The organism is Actinosynnema sp. NPDC050801 (genome assembly GCF_040673975.1).
In the GTDB taxonomy this organism is placed as follows: Bacteria; Actinomycetota; Actinomycetes; order Mycobacteriales; family Pseudonocardiaceae; genus Actinosynnema.
Map to the genome: position 1 here is coordinate 1 of NZ_JBFAQZ010000015.1, position 21,721 is coordinate 21,721.

Genomic DNA, 21,721 nt, shown 5'->3' on the forward strand with positions numbered 1-21,721 from the left:
GGCGAAGACGTCGATCACGCTGCCGGAGAAGACCGCGACGCCGCGGTTGAGCACGTGGATGCCCAGGAAGCTCAACATCAACGACTGCGGCCGGACCTGCGCGTCCTGAGCCGGCGGATCGTCACGCGTGATCTCCGGGTGAGCGCGGCCCGTGCCGTCCATGGTCCTCCTTCACCTCATGACGTTAGGCAGATTCTTGACGACCGACACGGATCAGCCTAACTTCAAACGGGTGCCGGTTCGAGCACGGGTCGGCGGGAAGGACTCACGATGGATCTGGCGGGCAAGGTCGCGGTGGTCACCGGTGGCGGACGGGGGCTCGGGCTCGCCTACGCCACCGCCCTGGCCGGCGCGGGCGCCTCGGTGGTGGTCAACGACGCCGACGAGCAGGCGGCGAAGGCGGCCGTCGACGCGATCGGGGCGGCGGGCGGCACCGCGGTCGCGGAGGTCGGCGCGGTGGGTCCGACCGAGGTGGCCGACCGCCTGGTCGGACGTGCCGTCGAGGAGTTCGGCCGGCTGGACCTGCTGGTGACCAACGCGGGCGTGCTGCGCGACCGGGTGCTGTGGAAGATGACCGACGACGACTTCGACACGGTCGTCGACGTGCACCTGCGCGGCACGTTCACCTGCGTCCGGGCCGCCGTGCGGCGGATGCGCGAACAGGGTGGCGGTGGCAGCGTCGTCGTGGTCGGCTCACCGGCCGGACAACGCGGCAACTTCGGCCAGACCAACTACTCCGCGGCCAAGGCGGGCGTCGTCGGCATGGTGCGCACCTGGGCGATGGAGTGCGCCAAGGCGGGCATCGCGGTCAACGCCGTCATCCCGGTCGCGGCCACCGCGATGACCAGGACCATCCCGGCGTTCGCGCCCTTCGTCGAGGCGGCGGAGCTGCGGGGTGAGCCCCTCCCGGCGTGGCTGCGCAAGGGCGAGGGGTTCGGCACGCCGGAGGACGCCGCCGGGCTGCTGGTCTTCCTGGCCTCCGACGCGGCGCGGGGGATCACCGGCCAGGCGATCGGCATCGGCGGCGACAAGGTCTCGCTGTGGTCGCACCCGGAGGAGGTCAGCACGGCCTACCTCGACGGCGGTTGGGACGCGGACGCCCTCGCGGCGGCGTGGGCCACGTCGGTGGGACGACGACCCGAGACCTACGGCATCCCCGCCCCCCAAGCACCGACCGCGTGAGGGGGGTCCCGCCATGACCACGTCGCCGGACGTCCACGAGCTGGTGGCCATCGACGTCCACACCCACGCCGAGGTCTCCGCCGACGGTCGACCCTCGTTGCCGCAGGACCTGCTCGCCGCGTCGGAGAAGTACTTCAAGGCGCACGGACACCGTCAGCCCACCATCCCGGAGATGGCGGCGTACTACCGCGAACGGCGGATGGCCGCCGTGGTGTTCACCGTCGACGCCGAGCACGCCACCGGGCACCCGCCCATCGGCAACGAAGAGGTCGCACAGGCGTGCGCGGAGCACGCCGACACGCTCATCCCGTTCGCCAGCGTCGACCCCTGGCGCGGCCGGGCCGGCGCGCGGACCGCGCGGCGACTGGTGGAGGAGCACGGGGTCCGCGGCTTCAAGTTCCACCCGAGCCTGCAGGGGTTCGCGCCCGACGACCGCCTCGCCTACCCGCTCTACGAGGTGATCGAGGAACTCGGCGTGCCCGCGCTGTTCCACACCGGGCAGACCGGTATCGGCGCCGGCGTGGCGGGTGGTGGCGGCATCCGGCTGAAGTACTCCAACCCGATGCTCGTCGACGACGTCGCGGTCGACTTCCCGGAACTGCGGATCATCCTGGCCCACCCGTCGTTCCCGTGGCAGGACGAGGCGCTCGCGGTGGCCACGCACAAGCCGCACGTCCACATCGACCTGTCGGGCTGGTCACCGAAGTACTTCCCGCCGCAGCTCGTCCGCTACGCGAACTCCTTGTTGCAGGACAAGGTGCTGTTCGGCTCCGACTACCCCGTCATCACCCCCGACCGCTGGCTCGCCGACTTCGCGGAGCTGGACATCAAGCCCGAGGTCCGCCCGAAGATCCTCAAGGACAACGCCGCCCGCCTGCTGGGCCTGGTCAAGGACTGAAGGGGTCGTCATGCGCAACCAGGGCATCGGCTCGTGGACCGCGCGGAGGGTCCGCAAGACGCCGGAGAAGGTGGCGGTGATCCACGGGGGTCGCGCGTCGACCTACCGGCAACTGCACGAGCGGGTGCTCCGGCTGGCGCACGGCCTGCGGCGGGTCGGTGTGGGCCGGGGCGACCGGGTCGCCTACCTGGGGCCGAACCACCCGGCGTTCCTGGAGACGTTGTTCGCCGCAGGCGCGGTCGGCGCGGTGTTCGTCCCGCTGAACACGAGGCTGGCACCCGCGGAGGTGGCGCACGTCCTGACCGACTCCGGCAGTGGCGTGCTGGTGTACGCCCCGGGGCAAGCGGCCCTCGTCCAGGCGGTCCGGGGCGACGTGGGGCCGTTGCGGATCATCGCGCTCGACCACCCCGCCGCGGGCGAGTCCTCGTACGAGGAGGTGATCGCGTCGTCCGAGGCGGATCCGATCGACGAACCGGTCACGCTCGACGACCTCTGCCTGATCATGTACACCTCCGGCACGACCGGGCGGCCCAAGGGCGCCGTGCTGACCCACGGCAACATCACCTGGAACACCGTCAACGTGCTGGTCGACGTCGACCTGACCAGTGACGAGGTGACGCTGGTCGTCGCACCGCTGTTCCACACCGCCGGGCTGAACATGACCTGCCTGCCCACGCTCATCAAGGGCGGCACGGTCGTCCTGATGCCCACCTTCGACGCCGCCGAGGTGCTCGAACAGGTCGAAACCCACCGCGTCACCTACATGTTCGGCGTGCCCACCATGTACAACGCGATCGCCGCCTGCCCGCGTTGGCCGGAGACGGACCTGTCCAGCCTGCGGCAGGTCAACTGCGGCGGCGCGCCGGTGCCGGAGTCGACCATCCGCACCTACCAGCGGCGCGGCCTGTCCTTCAGCCAGGGCTACGGCATGACCGAGACCTCGCCCGGCGCCCTGTACCTGACCAAGGAGATGAGCGAGGCCAAGGCGGGCACCGCCGGAGTGCCGCACTTCTTCACCGACGTGCGCGTGGTCGGACCGGGTATGACCGACGTCGCGCCCGGCGAGAAGGGCGAGATCGTGATCAGCGGGCCCAACGTGATGCGCGGCTACTGGCAGCGCCCCGCGGAGACGGCGGGCGCCTTCGGCCCCGACGGGTGGTTCCACTCCGGCGACATCGCCACGCCGGACGAGGACGGCTACATCGCCGTGGTCGACCGCATCAAGGACGTGATCATCTCGGGCGGGGAGAACATCTACCCCGCCGAGGTCGAGAGCGTCCTGCACGAGCACCCCGCGATCGCCGAGTGCACCGTGATCGGCGTCCCCGACGACCGGTGGGGCGAGGTCGGCCGGGCGGTCGTCACCGTCAACCCCGGTGCGGAAGCGGCCAGCGAGCAGGACGTGCTGGCGTTCCTGCGCGGTCGGCTGGCCGGCTACAAGATCCCGAAGTCCGTGGTGTTCGTCGACGAGCTGCCGCAGAGCGCCACCGGGAAGCTGCTGAAGAAACTCGTCCGCGCCCGTTACGGCACGGGCTGACCCGTCCGCACGGTCCACAGGAGACACACCGCATGGAGATCACCGCAGAGGGCATCGACGGCCTGAAAGCACTCGCCGGCGCCGACCTCGGCCACACCGGGTGGCTGGAGGTCACGCAGGACCGGGTGAACCTGTTCGCCGAGGCCACCGACGACCACCAGTGGATCCACGTGGACGTCGACAAGGCGGCCGACGGTCCGTTCGGGGGCACGATCGCGCACGGCTACCTCACGCTGTCGCTGATCATCCCGCTGTTCACCGCACTGCTGAAGATCAACGGCGTGTCCATGAGCGTCAACTACGGGCTCAACAAGGTCCGCTTCCCGTCACCGGTGCGGGTCGGCGCGAAGATCCGGCTGCACGGTGCCGTCGGCGGTGTCACCGACGTCAAGGGCGACGGCGTGGAGATGCTGATCGACTTCACCGTCGAGATCGACGGCGGCGACAAGCCCGCGTGCGTCGCACAAGCGGTGCTCCGCCACTACACCTGAGGTCCGCGCCGCGGACCGGCAGCACACCCGCCCTCGCAGCGGAGGCACCCATGGCAGTGACGCCCGCCCGTTCCGGGCAGGACTCCGGCGCAACGCGATCCATCGGCCGGATCGCGGGCACGAGCTTCATCGGCACGGCGATCGAGTGGTACGACTTCTTCATCTACGCCAACGCCGCCGCGCTGGTCTTCGGCACGCAGTTCTTCCCGTCGCTGTCGCCCCTCGCCGCTTCGCTGGCCTCGTTGTCCACCTTCGCGGTCGGCTTCCTGGCCCGGCCGCTGGGCAGCGTCGTCATGGGGCACTACGGCGACCGGGTCGGCCGCAAGTCGATGTTGGTCACGTCCCTGCTGGTCATGGGTGTGGCGACGGTGCTCATCGGGCTGCTGCCGACCTACGCCCAGATCGGGGTGTGGGCGCCGATCCTGCTGGTGGCGCTGAGGTTCATGCAGGGCCTCGGGGTGGGTGGCGAGTGGGGCGGCGCCGTCCTCGTCGCGGTGGAGCACGCGCCGGAGTCCCGCCGGGGCTTCTACGGCAGCTTCCCGCAGATGGGCGTGCCCGCCGGGATCATCCTGTCGAACCTGGTGTTCCTCACGATGAGCTCGGCGCTCAGCCGCGAGCAGTTCGCCTCGTGGGGCTGGCGGGTGCCGTTCCTGCTCAGCGCGGTCCTGATCGCGGTCGGCCTGTACATCCGGCTGCGACTGGAGGAGTCGCCGCTGTTCCTGGCGGCCAAAAAGGCGCGGACGGACTCCCGGATGCCCGTGGTGGAACTCCTGCGCGACCACTGGCGGCGCGTCGTGCTGGCCGGTCTGGCGTTCATGGCCGCGAACACCATCGGCTACATCACCCTGGTCTACGTCCTGTCCTACACCACCGGTCCGCTGCAGATGCCGCGGAGCACGGTGCTGCTGCTCGTGCTGCTCGCGAGCGTGGTGCAGTTGGTGGCGACGCCGGCGCTGTCCGCGTTGTCCGACCGGCTCGGCCGGCGCAAGGTCTTCCTGGCCGGCGCGGCCCTGTCCGCGCTCTGGTCGTTGCCGCTGTTCATGCTGCTCGACACCCGCAGCCCGGCGGCGGTGCTGGTGGGCCTGGTGGTGGCGGTGACGTTCCTGTCCGCGATGTACGGCCCGCAGGCCGCCATCGCCGCCGAGCTGTTCCCGACGCGGGTGCGCTACAGCGGCGCGTCGCTCGGGTACCAGCTCAGCGCGATCTTCGGCGGTGGGCTGGCGCCGTTGGTCGCGACCTCGCTGTACGCCAGGACCGGCACGTCGGTGTCGACCGCCCTGTACCTCGCCGCCATCTGCCTCATCAGCCTCGTCGCGATCGCGTTCGTGCCGGAGACCCACCGGACCGGACTCGTGGACCCGACGACCCGGACCTTGCCACCGCAGGAGGTTGCCACATCATGACGTTCGCGCGTAACCAGTGGTACGTGGCGGCCTATGGCCGCGAGATCGGCCGCGAGCTGCTCGCCAGGACGATCCTGGGCGAGCCGCTGGTGTTCTACCGCAGTGAGGAGGGCGAGGTGGTGGCGCTGGCCGACCGGTGCGTGCACCGGCGCTACCCGCTCTCGGAGAGCAGGCTGGAAGGCGACACGATCGTCTGCGGCTACCACGGCTTCACCTACGACAAGGCCGGCAGCTGCGTGTTCGTGCCGGGGCAGGCGCGGATACCGCGCACCGCGCGCGTGCCGTCCTACCCGGTGGTGGAGCAGGACTCGTTCGTCTGGGTGTGGATCGGCGAGCGCGACCGGGCCGACCGGGCGCTGATCCCGCGGGCGCCCTGGCTCGCCGACCCCGCCTACACCACGGTGTGCGGGATGGAGCCGCTGGCCGCCCGGTACGAGCTGCTGGTGGACAACCTGATGGACCTGTCGCACGAGACCTACCTGCACGGCGGGTACATCGGCACGCCCGAGGTGGCGAACACGCCGATCACCACCGAGGTGGACGAGGACAACGGAGTCATCTACGTCAGCCGGCACATGGCCGACGCCGCGTGCCCGCCGTTCTACGCCAAGTCCACCGGGATCGAGGGCCGGATCACGCGCTGGCAGGACATCGAGTACCACCCGCCGTGCCTGTACCTGCTGCACAGCCGGGTCGCGCCGGTCGGCGTGCTGCCCGAGGCCGACGGCTCGGACCCGCACGGCTTCCACGTCGAGGTCGTCTACGCCATCACGCCCGAGACCGAGCACAGCACGCACGACTTCTGGGCCGTGGCGAGGGACTTCGCGCTGGACGACCGGGAGGTGTCGGACTTCCTGAGGGAGAGCAACCGCACGGTGGTGCTCCAGGACGTCACCGCGCTGGACATCCTGGAGCGCGTGATCCAGGCGGAGCCGCCGGACTACCAGGAACTGTCGATCAACATCGACACCGGCGGGTTGGCGGCGCGCCGCATCCTCAAGCGCATGGTGGCCGAGGCCGACGATCCCGCGAAGGCGGCGGCGACATGAGTGACCGGGTCTCGATGTTGCGCGGCGACAAGGTCTACCGCATCCACTGGAAGCCGGGCACCGACCTGCTGGTGGGCGTGTGCCACTGCGGCGCCGAGCACGACTCGGAGGACCCGGTGCAGCTGTGGGACTGGCTGCTGGCCCACCCGGAGGGGCACGAGCCGCCCGCGGCCGTGCCCACGCCGACAGCCGACCGGCAGCCGGTCGGCGCCCACCCCTGAACAGGAGCCCCGATGACCGCGTCCACCGAGTCACCGGCACAGGTGGAGTTCGGCGTGCTGCTGGAGTGCAAGGAGGTCATCGCGGACGGCGTCGTGCGGCTGACCCTGCGCCACCCGCACGGCGAACCGCTGCCCGCCTGGGAGCCCGGCGCCCACGTGGACCTCGTGCTCGGGCCGGACCTCGTCCGCCAGTACTCGCTGTGCGGCGACCCGGCGGACCGCTCGGTGCTCCAGGTGGCGGTGCTGCACGAGCCCGCCGGCCGTGGAGGTTCGCGGCACGTGCACTCGACGCTCACCGAGGGTCGCACGGTGCGCGTTCGAGGGCCCCGCAACCAGTTCCCGCTGGTGACGGCGGACCGCTACCTGTTCATCGCGGGCGGCATCGGCATCACGCCGATCGTGCCCATGATCAGGGCCGTCGCGGCTCGTGGCGCGTCGTGGCGGTTGCTGTACGGGGGCCGGACGCGGTCGTCCATGGCTTTCGCCGGGGAACTGCGCGACCGGTACGGCGACCGGGTGGTCGTGCGGCCGCAGGACGAGACCGGGCTGCTGGACCTGGACTCGTTCCTGGTGGCGGACGCGGAGGTCTACTGCTGCGGGCCGGAGCCGCTGCTCGCCGCCGTCGAGCAGCGCGCTCCCGCCCCCGCTCGCCTGCACGTCGAGCGCTTCACGCCCAAGGCCGTCGACGGCGAGCGCACGTCGTTCGAGGTCGAGTTGGCGCGGACGGGCCGGACGCTGGTCGTGCCGGAGGACAAGTCGATCCTGCACGCGGTGGAGGAAGCCGGGATCCCGGTGCTGTCCTCGTGCCAGCAGGGGACTTGCGGCACGTGCGAGACAGGTGTGCTGGAGGGGGTTCCCGATCACCGGGACGCGGTGCTCAACGCCGAGGAGCGGGCCGCCTGCGACGTGATGATGATCTGCGTGTCGCGATCCCGCGGCCCGCGGCTGGTCCTCGACCTGTGAACCGCGACCTGTGACCTGCGAGCCGGACCCGTCGATCACGAATCCCGCGGTCGCGAACGGCTCGCGAACGGCTCCAGCCGCTCCTCCGCACGGACGGGTTCAGCCGCAGGGCACGGCCGGGCTCCCCAACGCCGCCGTCGGCGTGCCGGTGGTCAGCCCGGTCAGCGTGACGGGGACGCGCACGCAGTTGTCACCCTCGTCGAGCTCGCGCAGCCTGTTCCCGGGGTCGACGCGGGTGACGAGCGCGTACGTGCCGTCCGCCAGGCCGCTGACCTCGATCATCTGGTCGGGCAGCGCCCACCAGTACCCGTCCGCCCAGCCGCGGGCGATCCCGTTCTTGAACGCGTCCACTCCGGGCGGCGAGTCCGGTTCGGGGTCGAGGCAGCGCGGCGCCGGGTAGGTCTGCGGCGAGTTGCCCTTCCGGTCCCACCACGCCAGTTCGGTGTCGGCCATGCAGAAGCCGTTCTTCTTCCCGGTGGCGGCGGGGGCGGTTCCGGTCGGCCGCCCGGCGGCGTCCACCGCCCACAGCTCGGAGACGGAGAAGTCCTCGAAGTGGTAGTGGGAGTGGATGGGGTGGTAGTGCATGGCGCCCACGGACGCGACGTCGGTGAACGTCCCGTCGGAGCGGTGGACGCGCTGGGCGCCGGGCACCTCGTGCGGCCGTTGCCCGGCGGGCGTGCTGTAGCGGACGTCCACCGGGCCGTCGCCGGTGTTGGCCATGGCCTGACCGAACCGCAGGCACAGCCGCGCGTCCCGCTCCTCGACCTCGCTGCGGAAGCACGACGAGCCCGGCTCGGCCGCGTCGCCGAAGAACGGCGGCGGCGTGTCGAACGTCGCGAAGCGCTGCGGCAACGCCTCCAGGTCGGGCAGCAGGTCGCGCGGCGCGGGTTCGACGCGGGAGTCCTCGTTCTCCACCAGCCCCTCGTACCGGACCGAGCGCGACGCCAACTCGGGCACGAACGGGTTCTGGAAGACGTAGACGGTGTAGCGGGCGGTGGTCTTGGGCAGCCACACCGAGCGCGACGGGCCGATCTGCGCGTCGGCGAGGGCGACCCGGCGACCACCCCGGTAGACGGCGAAGCCCAGGCTGTCGTCGGGCGTGGCGCCGACCGTGTGGATCGCCAGCTCGACCCCGCCGGGCCGGTCCCGCAGCCGCGCGGGCAGCCGCACCGCGACGTCGGCCCGGTCGCACCCCACCGGCCGGCACTCGGGCACGTCGCGCACCCGCGGGTCGTCCCGGACCACCGAGCCGCGCCACGACTCCGACCGGTCCGAGTCGACCACCACGCCCGGACCGCGCGCGGCCGCGGGAACCGCGGCGGTCAGCAGCGCCACCAACACCGGCACGACCACGGCTGCACCCCTCATACCGACCAGCCTCCCGCCGCGGAGCGGCGGTTGTCAGCCCTCGCACCCCGATCGGGTGCGCCGCCGACAGGGGACCGGGCCGTTCATCCGGTCAGCGGCGCGGCACCGGGGTCGTGGCGAGGAGGACGGGCTCCTCGGTGATGGTGATGGTGTCGCCGGAGCGCACCGCCTCGACCTCGCCGTCGAGCCGGCGCAGTTCGCGGGTGCGGGGCCCGGCCGCGGTGGCGGCGGTTCCCCGGTCGGTCCAGCGGAGTGAACTGGTCCGCGTCACCCCCGACGGCACCGCCACGACGTTGCTCGGCTCCGCCGACGGCCTGCAGAACCCGACCTCGGTGGCTGTGCGCGGCGACGTCGCGTACGTGCTGAGCGCCGCCTACACCACCGCCACCGACCCGAACCTGGTGCTGGCGGCGCTGCGGTGCCCCTGACCGACGGGACCCGAGCCGGCTCGTGCGGGTGCCCGGCCGACCCGCCGAGCGCCTCGACCACCGTGCTCCGCGCTCACCAAGCAGGCGAAGCCCGTCCGGTGACGCCGGACCTGGTGGTCACCGCTTCCAGGTGATCGGTGACTTCAGGTAGTCGTCGCCCTCGCTGTACTCCGCGCCCGTGACGGCTCCGTCGCCCTCACGGGCCCCCTGCAGGACGCAGGTCTCGTACTTCGCCCCCGCGGTGGTGAAGTCCTTCTTCGCGGTCTCCGACTGGCACTGGGGGGTCTCGCCGGTGATGATCACGCCGGTGGACCGGCCGTCCGCGCCGACCGCCCGCAAGCGCACCGAGCTGTAGGACAGGTCGGTGCCGTCGACGTTCTCCACCGAGACCCTGATGTAGTAGGGCGTGATGCCCTTGGCCTTGTCCCCGAAGGCGGCCAGGTCGGCGTTGGAGCCCTGCTCGATCGCGGTGACCACGATCGCGATCGTGCCCTTCTGGTCGGTGCCGTACTCGAACGGCACCACCGCGCGATCACCGACCTTGAGCTCGGCGTTCGGCGGGGTGACGTCACCCGAGGCCGCCTTGGGCTTGGCCGAGCTCGACGGCGCGGAGCTCGACTTGGCCGACGTGGTCGACGTCCCGGTCGAGGCCTCGGTGGAGGACTCGACCGGGGCCGGTGCCGCGCTACCCCCGGTGCTGCTCCCACAGGCCGACGACAGGAGGGCCGCCGCGCTCACGGCAGTGATCAAAGTGCGACTGACGGGCATGAACGGATCTCCTCGCTGCCGCCTGGGAGATGGCGGGTTCGGTGAAGGACTCGGTGCGGCACGGGCTCGCACGTCGTCGCCCCCGACCGCATGGCCGGACCGTATCCGCGATCGGGCCGGCGCACTGTGGTCCGTTCACACCACAAGTCACAGGTCGTCGAGGAGGACCAGGCCGTCCTGGATCGCGCGCGCCACCAGGGCAGCCTTGGTCGGCGCCTCGCGGCCGCTGAGCGCGTACTTGATCCGGATCCGCTCCAGGTGGGAGTTCACCGTGTTCAGCGAGATCCCCAGCCGCTGGGCGACGAAGTCCTTGGACTCCGACTGGAACCACTCGACCAGCACCTCGGTCTCCCGCGCCGACAGCACCGGCCGCTGGTCGGAGCGGTCGCCGGCGAGCGCGCCCGCCAGGGACGGCGGGGTGTACGCCCGGCCCGCCGCGGCCGCCCTCGTGGCCTGCAGGAGGTGGTCGGCGCCTTCGGCCTTGGTCAGGTAGCTCAACGCACCCAGCTCCAGGCATTGCAGCGCGATGTCGTCGTCGGCCCGCATCGAGTAGACCACGACCCGCCTGCCCGCCTGGGCCAGCCTCCGCAGGTCACCCAGCGCCGGGGCCGGGCCACCCAGGTGCAGGTCGAGGATGACCACGTCGGCGTCCGCGCCCTCACCGAGCCACGCGACGCGCACGTCATCGCCCGCGGCGGCCACCCGGATCGGCGGCGTGCCGGACGACAGCCAGTGGGCGACCCCGGCCCGCACCGCCGGGTGGTCGTCCACGACCACCGCGCTCAAGCGCTCGTCCGCCTCCACCTGGCCTCCATCCGCACGTGTTCACCATAGGTCCCGCAGTCCACCTCGACCCGGGAAGAAGGGGTGACCGCCACTTCGACACCGGCGTCCGCGACCACGGCGACCCGCACCTCCTCGTCGGTGCGCAGCACGCTCACCCGTGCGCGCACCCGCGCCGCCGACAACGCGGCCACGACCGGGCCGGTGAGCTCACGGCGCACGTCGGCGGGCACCGGCACGGCCGTGCCGCTGACCGCCAGCGACACCTCGACGCCCCTCCGCTCGGCCACGTCGACGCACGCGGTGACCTCGTGCACCAGCGGGTCGGGGACGTCGTCGTTCTCGGCGAACAACCGGCGCAGCTGGGTCGCGGCGAGGGCGCACCGCCGCCGGGTGTCGTCGTCGCGGGGGTCCAGCACACCGTCGGCCAGGTCCGCCAACAACGGCAGCGTCACGCCCAACTGCCCGGCGAAGCCGATCCGCTGCTCCTGCTCCCACTGCTCGGCCAGCGCCACCCGGGTCGCCATCCGATCCCGCTCGGCGGCCATCCCGGTCGCCTGGCGAGCGCTGCGGCGCAGCAGTCGGGTGATCACCACGACGGCCAGCTGAATGCTGGTGGTGCTGAGCACGACCACCCCGGCGACGCCCACCTCGGCGTGCTCCGGCGCGCCGGTCAGCAGGAAGTGGGCGACGCTCGCCGCCACGTGCACGGCCACCGCCGCGAGCAGCACGGCGACCCGGTCGAGGAGCAGCAGCAACAGGTTCCACCCCACCAGGCCGAACGACCAGTGCGGTGCGCGGAAGTGCGCGTCCGCCGGCAGAACGGCGACCACGCCCAGTGCGGCGGTCAGCACCATGACGGTGCCGACGACCACGACGGCGGTCGGCAGGGGTCTCCGGCGCACCACCCACGCACCGCAGGTGACGGGGACGAGCACCAGCGCGGTGAAAGCGGCGACGGCGACCCACCCCGATCGGTACTCGAGCGCGACCAGCGGCGCCACGCTCAGCGCGGGCACTGCCCCGGCGACGCCGAGCAGCGCGAGCCGCATGGTGGCGTGCACGTTGTCGGCCGCGGTCGCCGCGGCGAGGGTTTCAGCCACCCGGCCACACCAGCCGCACCGAGGTCCCCGCACCGGGGCGCGAGGTGATCGCGGCGCTGCCACCGACCCCGGTCATGCGTTCGACGACCGAGCCCCGGAGCCCGCGGCGGTAGTGCGGCACCTCCTCGGGGCGGAACCCCGCGCCGGTGTCGCTCACCTCCACGACGACGCCGTCGCCGTCGCCCCGGACGTCCAGCGTCGCCGTGTCCACGCCCGCGTGCCGCTCGACGTTGGCCAGCACCTCCCGCAACGCCCGCACCAGCGCGAGCGCCACCGACGCGGGTACCAGCGGTGCGTCCCACCACCGGGCCTCGACGGTCAGCGGGCCGCGCTCCACGACGGCGCGCAACGAGGCGTTCAGGTCGACCGGGCTGTCCTGTGCGGTCGGCCCGCCCGCCGAACCCGTGAGCGCGGCCAGGTCGTGCCGGGCGTACCCGGCCGCCTGCGTCGGATCGACGTCGCGCCCGTGCACGGCCACCAGGAGGAACGTCGCCGAGGCCGTGTCGTGCAGCAGCGCCAGGTACTCGCGTTCCCTCCGGTGGCGCTCCAGCGCGAGGGCCTCCGCCCGTTCCAGGTCCGCCCGGCGCGCCCGCAACACGTCCACCCGCCTGCTCGACCGCCACAGCAGCACGAACGCCAGGCGCGACAGCACGCACTCGATCAGCAGCCGGGGCACGACCGCCCCACCTTCGCCGAAACCGATCACGGCGAGGTCGACCGCGAGCAACCCGGCGGTGATGGGTACCGCGACCTTCGGCGACCACTCCCACTGCAACGTGATCGCCGTGGTGGTCAGGACGTTGAGGGCCCACAGGTTCGGGTGTCCGCCGGTCCACTCCTGAGCCGCGCAGACCGCCACCACACGCGCCACGGCGAACCCGAGCGCCAACGGGGCCGCCCGCCCGGAGAGCCCGGACCAGCAGTCCACCACGGCGCCGACGACCACCAGCCCGAGCAGCGCGAGCCCCAGCGGAAGGGCCTCGGCGGGCACGGTCAGGACCCCGAAAACGCTGATGAGCAGCAGTCCGATGCCTCGCACGGGTCGAACCACCCTGCGGGCGTCGGTCAGGAACTCGGCCTCGACGCTACCTCGCGGGGAAGGCGGCGACATCGCGGTCCTCCGGGCCCTGGCGCGGGACCGCGGTCGCCGCGGCCCGGTCACAGGACGGCGAGCGCTCCGACAACACCCGAAGACCTTAACAAACCACCCCTGGTCCCGTCGGACCGCGCGGCAGCCTGCTCGCGACGGTGGAAACCGCGTGGAACGCCAGGTGCCCGGGTCAGGGTGTCAGGCCGAGGTCGACCGGTATCGACATCGGTCCGATCGTGAAGAACGACGGCGAGTACGGGATGTCGTCCGGGTCGATCGCGAGGGAGAGGTCCGGTAACCGCCGGTACAGCGAGGCGAGTGCGAGCCGGCTCTCCAGCCGGGCCAGGGGAGCGCCGATGCAGTACCGCGGGCCATGTCCGAACCCGAGGTGCCCGGTCTGCTCACGGGTGATGTCGAACCGGTCCGCGGTCTCGCCGTGCTCGGCGGGGTCGACACCGGCGGCCTGGTAGGCCACGCCGACCGCGCTGCCCTTGGGTATCGGCACGCCGGCGACGCTGACGTCCTGGAGCGCGAACCGGAAACTGGTCATCATCACCGAGTGGCGGTACCGCACGGTTTCCTCGACCACGTCCGCCCACAGGTCCTGGGCCTGCGCGAGCTCCAGCTGATCGGGGTGGCGGGACAGCGCCACGACGGCGTTCCCGATCAGGTGAACCGTGGTCTCGTGACCGGCGACCAGCATCAACCACAGGACACCGACCAGCTCGTCGGTGGTGAGCTGGTCACCCTCGTCGCGGGCCTGGACCAGGCCGGAGGTCAGGTCGTCACCGGGCTCGCGGTGCTTGCGCTCCACCAGTTCGCGCAGGTACGCCATGAGGCCGTGCTGCGTCGCGAAGGCCTCCTCGGGTGTGGTGGTGTGCGCCAACAGCGTCGACGTCCAGTTCCGCAACCGGGCCCGCTCCGGCTCCGGCACGCCGAACAGCTCGCAGATCACCGCCATCGGCAGCGCCTCGGTGAACGCGGGCACCAGGTCGACCCCGTCGCCCGCGGCCACCACGTCGTCCAGCAACCGGTCGACGAGCTCCTGGATCCGCGGCCCCAGGTCCTGCACGCGTCCCGGCGTGAACCCCTTGCCGACCAGACCGCGCAACCGCCGGTGGTCCGCGCCGTCCTTCGTCGACAGGTGGTCGCCCTCGACGATGCCGCGCAGCGGCCAGTCCGGCGGGATCGACCCGTCGTGCAGCGCGGGCCAGTGGCCGGGGTCCCGGGCGAACGTCCTGTTGTCGCCGGCGAGGACCTCTCGCACCGCCCTGGACGTCAACGCGAGGTAGGCGGGCACACCACCGGGGAACTCGACCTCGACCACGGGCGCGATCCGGCGGAGTCGGAGGCAGGTGTCGAGCGGTTTCTCGTCGGCGGCGGGGAACGGGGGCAGGCCGGTCTTCATCGGATGCGCCTTTCGCCGTGGCACACGCCCGCCGGCGGACGCACACGAGTATCGCCGGGCGCACCGGGTGACAGCAAGGCCGACCTGCGCGGTCCCGCCGACCTGTCGGTCGGATTCCCTGCCGACAGGTCCCTCCGCGGCTGCGGGCGCTACGGGGCCACGCCGAACGCGATGATGATCCGGTAGTCGTCGCCGGACCGGCCGACCACGTCGATCGTGGTGTTGCTCGCCGCGTCGTGGAAGCGGCCACCCACGTCGAACGGCGCGTCGTTCAGCTCGTGACCGCCGCACCCTCCCGAGCCCGGCCGCGCGTCCTTGACCAGCACGGGGCCGTTGCCGCTCGCGGCGGCGGTGTTGACGGAGTAGACCAGGACACCGGTGGCGCAGGCGGCGGAGTCCAGACCGGTCCGCGCTCGCGCCTCGGCCACCAGCACGGTGGTCGCGCTGGTCCGGACCACCACGCCCTTGCGTCCGCCGAGCGCCGAGACCGGGACGAGCGTGTCGACGTAGCGGCCGGCCGCGCTCACGCAGCCGATCTGGTCGTAGCGCAGCCAGTTGAGCTTCCACTTGTGCCAGGCGAACAGGTCCGGGTTCGGTCCGGTGATCAGGCCCATCAGGTCCCAGCCGCCGACGAACCGGTGCTGGTCGGCGCCGTAGGCGTACAGGTCCGGCAGACCGATCGCGTGCCCGGTCTCGTGGTTGAGGACCTTGCTGCCCCAGGACGGCGTGTCGTGGCCGAACGTGACCGACCGGGTGATCACCGTGCCGTCGGGCGCGGTGAGCTGACCCATGTAGGCGGAGGCGAAGGAGATCTCGCTCGCGGCACCGGTGGGCACGACGTAGAGCAGGTGCGTGCCGCTGAACGACACCGTCCGGCCGACCGCGCGCAACGCGTCGTTGAGGTAGCGGGCGTGTGCCTCCGAGGTGAGGCCGCGTCGGTAGCCGTAGTCGGCGGACGGTCGCGGCATCCGGTAGAACCGGGCGGTGACGGCGTCGACCGCCGGCGTCAGGTTGCCGTAGGAACTGGTGGCGAACCAGTTCGGGCCACCGGGCAGCAGCTGGTCGCGCAGGCCGGTGGTCGAGTCGGTGGCCGGCGCGTCGGGGAAGTCGACGAACACCATCGTGGCGCGCAGCGTGCCGTGCGACGGTGCGTGCCCCGCCGGGGTGGGCACGCCTTCGGTCAGGTGTGCGCCGGTCGGTGGCAGCGCGCACGCGCCCGCGGGCACGTCGGCGTGTGCCGTTCCGGTGGGCAGCACCGTCGCGGCGATCACGACCGCGGCGGTGAGGAGGAATCGATGGCGTGCCATGGGGATCTCCCGCACTCGGCGATCGGATGCGTGCAACGCTAGTTCGGCCCCGGTCCCCGGTGGAGTCCCCGGGAACGGGCTTCACCCGGGTCGTGGCCCGGACGAGCCGCTTTGGTGACGACAGCGCCGCGGCCGTAGCCGTCGGTGCGAGGACGCGCCCCTGTGCGGACCCGGACCGGGTCCGCACAGGGGCGCGCCGGTGTCACCGGTTGCAGCGTGAAGGCTCGTTCTTGTCCAACACCTTGATGTGCAGGTCGAGCGGGCGGGCGGTGCCGACCTTGGCCTCGCCGTCGTCGTGCGGGCCGGTCACGGCGTCCTCGTCCGCGGTGAGGCCGAGGACGTAGGTCAGGTACAGGCCCTTGGACACCTTGAGCGGTGGCATCCCGGTGATCTTCAGGACCGTGCCGTTCCCGGTGACCTGGTGCTGGATGTCGCCGTGGCTGCCCTGGGTGGTCTGGCCGCCGCTGTAGTAGGAGTACGAGACGAAACCGTTCCAGCGTGACCCGGACGGGGCGCGGAACACCTGGTCGAGACTGCTCACGTCCTGGCCGGCTGCCTGCTCGAAACCGACGGTGACGGCCATGAACCCGGACTCACCCTGCTTGACCTCCAGCAGGGCGGGTTGGATGACCGGCAGTGCCGTGTCGTTGTTGGTGAACGTCTGCGGTTGCGCGGTGCCCTGCACGGTGGCGGTCAGGCGCAGCGGCCGCGAGTCGCCGAGCACGGCCTTGCCGTCGGTGTACCGGCCGGGCTGGGCGTCCGCCTTCGCCCTCATGCCCAGGGCGTAGGTGAGCACGTAGCCCTGGGTGGCCTGCAACTTCTGCAGCCCGGTCAGCCGCAGGCGTCGGTTGCCGTTCTCCAGGGTGGGCTTCAGCTTGGTCTTCCCGCTGCCCTTGGTCTGGCCGCCGGCGTTGTAGTAGGTGAACGTGATCGTGCCGGTCCACTCGAACCCGGTCGGCGCGTCGAAGACCAGTTCGGCGTTCGCGAGGTCGATCGGGTTGTTGTCCGGGTTCTCGACGCTGAAGGCGATGTGCCCCTCGGCGCCCGGCGCGACCGAGACCGCCGCGTGCTGGCACACCCGCAGGTCGTCCTTCGGGATGTGCGCGGTCAGGAGCGTGTCGTGCGAGTCGGACTTGTCCGGGGCGGTGTTGCTGCGCGTGGGCGACTCGACCCCGGCCGCGCACGTGACCTTGCCGGTGGCCTCGCGGGCGACGGTGCCGGTGACGGTGATCGTGGCGGTGCTGCCGACCGGCAGGTCGAGGGGCTGCTGGAAGACGCCGACACCGACGCTGCCCGGAACCGTGGCCGACCCGCCGCCACCGGTCTGCGAGACCGCGATGCCCGCGTCCGGCAGCGCCGGGTCGAGGGTGCCGGTCACCATGGCGTCGGGGACGTCGTTCGGCCCGTCGTTGCGCACGTCGATCGTGAAGGCGACCTGTTCGCCGGCCGGGACCTCGGCAGGTCCGTCGACGGTCAGCGGCATGGCGGCGGGCAGGGCGATGACGAGGTTGCGCAGGCAGTGCCGGGAGATCGCCGCGCCGGTGCTCGCGGACAGGCCGAGCTTGAACGTCTCCGGCATCGGCGCCTGGCCCTGGGCCAGCTTGAGGTCGAGACCGTCGAACACGGTCGTGGTCGTGTCGCCGCGGGTCACGTGCACCGTCATCACGGCGTCCACGATCACCACCTGGACGTGCGCCCGGTCTGCCCAGACCGCGTTCAAGCCACCGGGGGCGGCGGCACCGGAGATGTAGTTGAACCCGGCGGCGCGGTCACCGGAGCCGCGCAGCACGATCCGGTTCGGCTTGGCCACGTTCTCGGTGGTGGGCCCGCCCCAAGCGGTGGAGAAGTTGCCGTACTTGTCGAAGCCCAGGCCGACCCAACCCTTGGTGACGCCCGCGCCGGAGGGGCCGAGCCCGTACCCGAGCCCGCCGCCGTAGCCGCCGACGTCGGTGTCGTGGGCGCCGTCGATGAGGTAGACGGCGAAGCCGTCGCCGTCGCCGCCGGCGCAGTAGAAGTCGAACTCGATGGCGACCCCGGCCGCGGAGGGGAACGGGACGTTCAGCAACGCCGTTCCCGCCTTGTTGTTCGCGGCCGGTGTCAGTTGCAGGCCGTCGTCGCCCACCAGGGTGGCGTCACCGCGCAACGTCCAGTTGTGGTCGAGGTCGTCGACCCGGCTGACCCGGAACGTCTCCTCGATCGGGAAGACCTCGGTCGAGGGCGCGCTCGTGGTCGGCGCGGGTTGTCGGCTGGTGGTCATCGCACTTCCTTCGGTGTCGTGTTCCTGGTCGTGTTCCTGGTCGGGCTCCTCCGGGGACGGGGACGGGGACTGGGGCGGGTCTTCGGGTTCGGCCGTGCGGGGCAGGTGGCCGCCGACGAGGTCGAACAGGCCGAGCACGACGTCTTCGTAGAGGTAGAAGCCGCCCTCCAAGGGCGGTAGCGCTTCGTCGGCCGCACCGCCGTCGGAACCGGGCGTGCCCGGCGGTGGCGCGAGCACCTCGGTCAGGCCGCGCACCACCCCGTGCAGGGTGGACTGCGCGGTGGCGGCCAACCACCGGAGCTGCGGGTTCGCGCCGATCTGCCGGAGCGGTCCGGGCACGTGGGCGTCGACCGCGGCGACCGCGGTGTCCACCCAGCGCATCGGCAGGTCCAGCAGTGCCACGAGCTCGGCGCGGGACACGACCGGCGGCGGCTCGCCGTCGATCATGAAGTCCTCCCATTCGAGCAGGTCGAACAGGAACTGGCCGCCCTTGTAGAACGGCCACGGTGCCAGGGCGTCGAGGATCTGCCGGGCGCGCCGCGGGTCGTCCCGCCGGACCGCGACGCCGCGGCGGGCCAGGGTGCACAACACCCCGCGCAGCCGGGTGCCGATCCTGCCCAGGTAACGCATCGCGACCCGGTCGCCGTCGCGCAGGGCGGAGTCGGGGCCCGTCACAGCGGTCGGGTGGTGACGTAGTGGGCGATCTGTCGCAGCACTGCTTTTCCTTCGTTCTCCGGGATGATGGCGAGGTCTTGCTCGAACCGGGCGATGCCCTCGGCGGCCAGCCGGTCGGCGAGGTCGGTGGCGTACTCGATGGAACCGTGCCGCCGCATGGCGGCGAGCACCTCGTCGGCGTTGTCCTGGGTCTTGTCGGCCCGCGGCTGGTGCAGGAGTTCGCCGAGCCGTTCCCGCTCGCGTCCACTCGCGTGGCGGAACAGGTGGATCAGCATGACGGTGCGCTTGCCCTCCAGCAGGTCGCCCAGGGCCTCCTTGCCGTAGAGCGCCTCGTCGCCGACGAGGTTGAGGATGTCGTCCTGGATCTGGAAGGCGATGCCGATCAGGCGGAACGCCTCGTCGAAGCGGCCGAGCACCGCCGGGTCGGTGACGCCCGCGCACACCGCGCCCATCCGGCACGGGGTGATGCACGTGTACCAGCCGGTCTTCTTGGTGCTCATGGTGAAGTAGTCCTCGTCCCGGGACGGCACCACGCGGCGGTGGATCCACCCCAGTTCCATGGCCTGGCCCTCGATGGACTCCCGGCACATGTGCATGACCTCCTGGATGAGTCCCAGCGTCCGGGCCAACCCGAGCGTTTCGAGGTTGGCCAGCACCGCGTCCACCGCGAGCAGGTTGAGCCCGTCACCGGTGTTGACCGCCAGCCCGTTGCCGAACTCGGTGTTCATCGTGGGCAGGCCGCGGCGGTGGGTCGACTCGTCGGCGATGTCGTCGTGCACGAGGAAGCCGTTGTGGAACAGTTCGAGCGCGGCGGCGGCGCGCACCGCGTTCTCGGGTTTCGCGCCGAAGGCCGCGCAGGTGGCGAACACCAACGTCGGGCGCAGGCCCTTGCCCTGGCGGGTCGGGTAGGACCGCATCAGGTCGTACAGGTCCGCTTTCGGCTCCCGGTCGGGCAGCAGCCGGTCGATCTCCTGGTTGGCCCGCTTGCGGCAGGCCCTCATCGTCTCCACGAGGTCGGCGTCGCTCACCGGCCGCACCTCCCACCAGCCCGTGCTGCGGCGGCCGTCCCAGAGCAGCCTGGGCACGGCGTTCGCGGTGCCGCCGATGGTCGCCTGGTCGCCGGGTTCGAGCGGTCGGCGGTCGGCGAGGAAGTCGACGGCGCGCCAGCCGGTCGGCTCGTCGCCGTGCGGTGAGACCCGCGGTGCCGGGCCGCCGGCGGTCACGCCCCACAGCCGGGGCGCCTGGTCCCGGTAGTCGCGCCACAGCTGCTGCACGAACCGCAGACCCGAGGCGCGTTGGGACAGCAGCACGAACGCGCGCCACACCGCCAACACCCGGTCACGGGCCCCGCGCACGTCCAGGCTCTGCGGCAGCACCTGCTCCACCGGGGGGCGCTGGGCGTCGAACACCAGGTTCATCGCGCGGTCGTCGAACGCCACCTCGACGTCCGGCTCGCCGACCAGGTCGGGTTCGACCAGCAGGCGGCTGTGGCGGGCGGTCATGGTCGCCCGGCTGCCGTCGTGGAAGTGCAGTCCCAGGCGGATTTCCCGCAGCTCCTCCGCGGCGGCGGCCACGATGGCGGGCGCGCGTTCCGAGAGCGCGGTCACGGTCTCGGTCAGCAGCCGGGCACCGGTGTACGGCCCGGTTGCCGCGGTCACGGGCGTTTCAGTCGTCACGGGCGTCTCCGGCGAACTCGACGATGCCGCGCGCCTCGAAGCCGAACCCGCGCCCCGAGACCACGCCCTCGATCGCGCAGTCGCCGAGCAGTTCGTGCACGCTGAACGGCTTCAGGCTGGTCTCGGACGGGTTGGCGATCCGGGCGGCGGTGGTGGACCGGAAGTCGAGCACGAGCCGGTCCTGGCCCAGTCGTGCGGTGATCAGCAACCGGCGGGGCACCACCGGGGCGGGCGCGGTGGCCAGGGTCGCTGCCAGCGGCGGTACCAGAACCACCCGGTCGCGGTCGAGCTCGCCGTGCACGGCCACTTCCAGCCCGCGTCGGGGGAAGTGCCGCACCATCCGACCGTTGCGCCACAGCATCACCGAGCCGTTGGCGGCGTCGTGCGGGTACTGCGGCTGGATGAGGGTGAACACCACCGACCACGGCGGCGGACCCACCTCGCCCTCGGACGGTGCGTTGGCGAAGCCGAAGACCCAGCCGCCCAGCACCGGCCAACTCCACCGGCCGCGGACGCGCTCGTGGTAGCCGACCAGCTCGCAGTCGGCGTCACCGCGCGGTGATCGCAGCGTGCCCGTGCCGCGCACGCCGGGTTCGGACTGCCACCGCAGGAACTGGTCGTGCCCGAACGGGGCGCACTGGGACGTGCACGGCCTGCTGGTGCGGGACAGTCGCAGGTCGACCGCGGGCCGGCCCGCCACGGCCGCGACCTCGAACGGGCCGGGCGACGCGTGCGGGTGCGGCAGCCGGAACGCCGACCACGCCGGGTCGGGCGCGTTCGCGTTGAACTGGGTCGACGACCAACCCCCGTCGGGGTCGTACACCAAAAGGATGGCCATGGCCTGTGGTGCCGACCGGGCGGTCGACCCGTCCGCGGGCGGCTCCGGGCCGAGCACCGACAGGTTCGCGATCACCGCGTGCGGACCGGTCGACGACAGGAACGCGTAGTGCAACCACTGGCGATCGAGCGGGTGGCACAACTCCGACTCGGGAAAAGGGCCTGGCACGCCCAGCATCCAACGCTCCTCATGAGGCCGCCGCGGCAGCCGGTTCATCTCGACATCGTTCGTGCACACCGGGCGGAGCGACAACCCGACCCGCTGCGGATCCGGCAT

General features: G+C 72.0%; 19 protein-coding genes. 9 read left to right on the plus strand and 10 right to left on the minus strand.

The genetic code is table 11. The features are described 5' to 3' along the window. The first annotated feature begins 270 nt into the window (after window positions 1–270). The 8 genes from AB0K14_RS28385 to AB0K14_RS28420 are packed head-to-tail and all read left to right on the plus strand — an operon-like array spanning window position 271 to window position 7,744. Window positions 271–1,182, plus strand: coding sequence for an SDR family NAD(P)-dependent oxidoreductase (locus AB0K14_RS28385; protein ID WP_360465481.1), 912 nt, complete (start codon window positions 271–273; stop codon window positions 1,180–1,182). Between the two features lie 13 nt (window positions 1,183–1,195). Further along, window positions 1,196–2,080 (plus strand): amidohydrolase family protein, encoded by an 885-nt coding sequence (locus AB0K14_RS28390; RefSeq protein WP_360465478.1) that lies wholly within the window; start codon window positions 1,196–1,198, stop codon window positions 2,078–2,080. A 10-nt stretch (window positions 2,081–2,090) separates the two neighbouring features. Then, entirely contained in the window at window positions 2,091–3,617 is a 1,527-nt protein-coding gene (locus tag AB0K14_RS28395; protein WP_360465475.1) for a long-chain fatty acid--CoA ligase, read from the plus strand. 32 nt (window positions 3,618–3,649) lie between these two features. Then, window positions 3,650–4,108: a MaoC family dehydratase gene (locus tag AB0K14_RS28400; protein ID WP_360465472.1), complete on the plus strand. Its 459-nt coding sequence runs from the start codon at window positions 3,650–3,652 to the stop codon at window positions 4,106–4,108. A 50-nt stretch (window positions 4,109–4,158) separates the two neighbouring features. Further along, a complete protein-coding gene (locus AB0K14_RS28405) occupies window positions 4,159–5,511 on the plus strand; it encodes an MFS transporter (protein WP_360465469.1) in 1,353 nt (450 codons plus the stop codon). After that, window positions 5,508–6,560 (plus strand): aromatic ring-hydroxylating dioxygenase subunit alpha, encoded by a 1,053-nt coding sequence (locus tag AB0K14_RS28410; protein WP_360465466.1) that lies wholly within the window; start codon window positions 5,508–5,510, stop codon window positions 6,558–6,560. The genes AB0K14_RS28405 and AB0K14_RS28410 overlap by 4 nt, the downstream gene beginning before the upstream one ends. Next, complete coding sequence (locus AB0K14_RS28415) at window positions 6,557–6,781, plus strand: hypothetical protein (RefSeq protein ID WP_360465463.1); 225 nt, start codon at window positions 6,557–6,559, stop codon at window positions 6,779–6,781. Before AB0K14_RS28410 ends, AB0K14_RS28415 begins: the two co-directional genes overlap by 4 nt. 12 nt (window positions 6,782–6,793) lie before the next feature. Further along, on the plus strand, window positions 6,794–7,744 hold the full coding sequence (locus AB0K14_RS28420; protein WP_360465460.1) for a PDR/VanB family oxidoreductase: 951 nt from the start codon (window positions 6,794–6,796) through the stop codon (window positions 7,742–7,744). Between the two features lie 99 nt (window positions 7,745–7,843). Here AB0K14_RS28420 and AB0K14_RS28425 read toward each other — a convergent pair whose 3' ends face one another. Further along, window positions 7,844–9,112 (minus strand): lysyl oxidase family protein, encoded by a 1,269-nt coding sequence (locus tag AB0K14_RS28425; protein ID WP_360465457.1) that lies wholly within the window; start codon window positions 9,110–9,112, stop codon window positions 7,844–7,846. Between the two features lie 137 nt (window positions 9,113–9,249). Between AB0K14_RS28425 and AB0K14_RS28430 the strand changes: the two genes are divergently transcribed. After that, window positions 9,250–9,540, plus strand: coding sequence for a hypothetical protein (locus tag AB0K14_RS28430; RefSeq protein WP_360465454.1), 291 nt, complete (start codon window positions 9,250–9,252; stop codon window positions 9,538–9,540). Between the two features lie 117 nt (window positions 9,541–9,657). Here the strand turns inward: AB0K14_RS28430 and AB0K14_RS28435 are convergent, their stop codons facing one another. The 9 genes from AB0K14_RS28435 to AB0K14_RS28475 form a co-directional block, all read right to left on the minus strand. After that, window positions 9,658–10,308, minus strand: coding sequence for a hypothetical protein (locus AB0K14_RS28435; RefSeq protein ID WP_360465451.1), 651 nt, complete (start codon window positions 10,306–10,308; stop codon window positions 9,658–9,660). 147 nt (window positions 10,309–10,455) lie between these two features. After that, window positions 10,456–11,112 carry a response regulator transcription factor gene (locus tag AB0K14_RS28440; RefSeq protein ID WP_360465448.1) on the minus strand — a complete coding sequence of 219 codons (657 nt, stop codon included), beginning with the start codon at window positions 11,110–11,112 and terminating at the stop codon, window positions 10,456–10,458. Then, the gene (locus AB0K14_RS28445) at window positions 11,091–12,194 is read right to left on the minus strand and encodes a hypothetical protein (protein WP_360465445.1); all 1,104 of its coding nucleotides are present in this window, start codon (window positions 12,192–12,194) and stop codon (window positions 11,091–11,093) included. The genes AB0K14_RS28440 and AB0K14_RS28445 overlap by 22 nt, the downstream gene beginning before the upstream one ends. Further along, window positions 12,187–13,233 (minus strand): ATP-binding protein, encoded by a 1,047-nt coding sequence (locus tag AB0K14_RS28450; protein ID WP_360465443.1) that lies wholly within the window; start codon window positions 13,231–13,233, stop codon window positions 12,187–12,189. The genes AB0K14_RS28445 and AB0K14_RS28450 overlap by 8 nt, the downstream gene beginning before the upstream one ends. A 241-nt stretch (window positions 13,234–13,474) precedes the next feature. Next, on the minus strand, window positions 13,475–14,692 hold the full coding sequence (locus tag AB0K14_RS28455) for a cytochrome P450 (protein ID WP_360465440.1): 1,218 nt from the start codon (window positions 14,690–14,692) through the stop codon (window positions 13,475–13,477). Window positions 14,693–14,841: 149 nt separating this feature from the next. Next, on the minus strand, window positions 14,842–15,999 hold the full coding sequence (locus AB0K14_RS28460) for a M6 family metalloprotease domain-containing protein (RefSeq protein ID WP_360465437.1): 1,158 nt from the start codon (window positions 15,997–15,999) through the stop codon (window positions 14,842–14,844). Window positions 16,000–16,201: 202 nt separating this feature from the next. After that, window positions 16,202–18,931 (minus strand): hypothetical protein, encoded by a 2,730-nt coding sequence (locus tag AB0K14_RS28465; RefSeq protein ID WP_360465434.1) that lies wholly within the window; start codon window positions 18,929–18,931, stop codon window positions 16,202–16,204. After that, entirely contained in the window at window positions 18,928–20,607 is a 1,680-nt protein-coding gene (locus AB0K14_RS28470) for a polyprenyl synthetase family protein (protein ID WP_360465431.1), read from the minus strand. Before AB0K14_RS28470 ends, AB0K14_RS28465 begins: the two co-directional genes overlap by 4 nt. Continuing rightward, the gene (locus tag AB0K14_RS28475; protein WP_360465428.1) at window positions 20,597–21,622 is read right to left on the minus strand and encodes a hypothetical protein; all 1,026 of its coding nucleotides are present in this window, start codon (window positions 21,620–21,622) and stop codon (window positions 20,597–20,599) included. The genes AB0K14_RS28470 and AB0K14_RS28475 overlap by 11 nt, the downstream gene beginning before the upstream one ends. Window positions 21,623–21,721 lie beyond the last annotated feature (99 nt).

Coding starts and splice junctions, on each gene's coding strand:
- AB0K14_RS28385 (WP_360465481.1), top strand. CDS start 271: ATGGATCTGGCGGGCAAGGTCGCGGTGGTCACCGGTGGCGGACGGGGG.
- AB0K14_RS28390 (WP_360465478.1), top strand. CDS start 1,196: ATGACCACGTCGCCGGACGTCCACGAGCTGGTGGCCATCGACGTCCAC.
- AB0K14_RS28395 (WP_360465475.1), top strand. CDS start 2,091: ATGCGCAACCAGGGCATCGGCTCGTGGACCGCGCGGAGGGTCCGCAAG.
- AB0K14_RS28400 (WP_360465472.1), top strand. CDS start 3,650: ATGGAGATCACCGCAGAGGGCATCGACGGCCTGAAAGCACTCGCCGGC.
- AB0K14_RS28405 (WP_360465469.1), top strand. CDS start 4,159: ATGGCAGTGACGCCCGCCCGTTCCGGGCAGGACTCCGGCGCAACGCGA.
- AB0K14_RS28410 (WP_360465466.1), top strand. CDS start 5,508: ATGACGTTCGCGCGTAACCAGTGGTACGTGGCGGCCTATGGCCGCGAG.
- AB0K14_RS28415 (WP_360465463.1), top strand. CDS start 6,557: ATGAGTGACCGGGTCTCGATGTTGCGCGGCGACAAGGTCTACCGCATC.
- AB0K14_RS28420 (WP_360465460.1), top strand. CDS start 6,794: ATGACCGCGTCCACCGAGTCACCGGCACAGGTGGAGTTCGGCGTGCTG.
- AB0K14_RS28425 (WP_360465457.1), bottom strand. CDS start 9,112: ATGAGGGGTGCAGCCGTGGTCGTGCCGGTGTTGGTGGCGCTGCTGACC.
- AB0K14_RS28435 (WP_360465451.1), bottom strand. CDS start 10,308: ATGCCCGTCAGTCGCACTTTGATCACTGCCGTGAGCGCGGCGGCCCTC.
- AB0K14_RS28455 (WP_360465440.1), bottom strand. CDS start 14,692: ATGAAGACCGGCCTGCCCCCGTTCCCCGCCGCCGACGAGAAACCGCTC.
- AB0K14_RS28460 (WP_360465437.1), bottom strand. CDS start 15,999: ATGGCACGCCATCGATTCCTCCTCACCGCCGCGGTCGTGATCGCCGCG.
- AB0K14_RS28475 (WP_360465428.1), bottom strand. CDS start 21,622: ATGCTGGGCGTGCCAGGCCCTTTTCCCGAGTCGGAGTTGTGCCACCCG.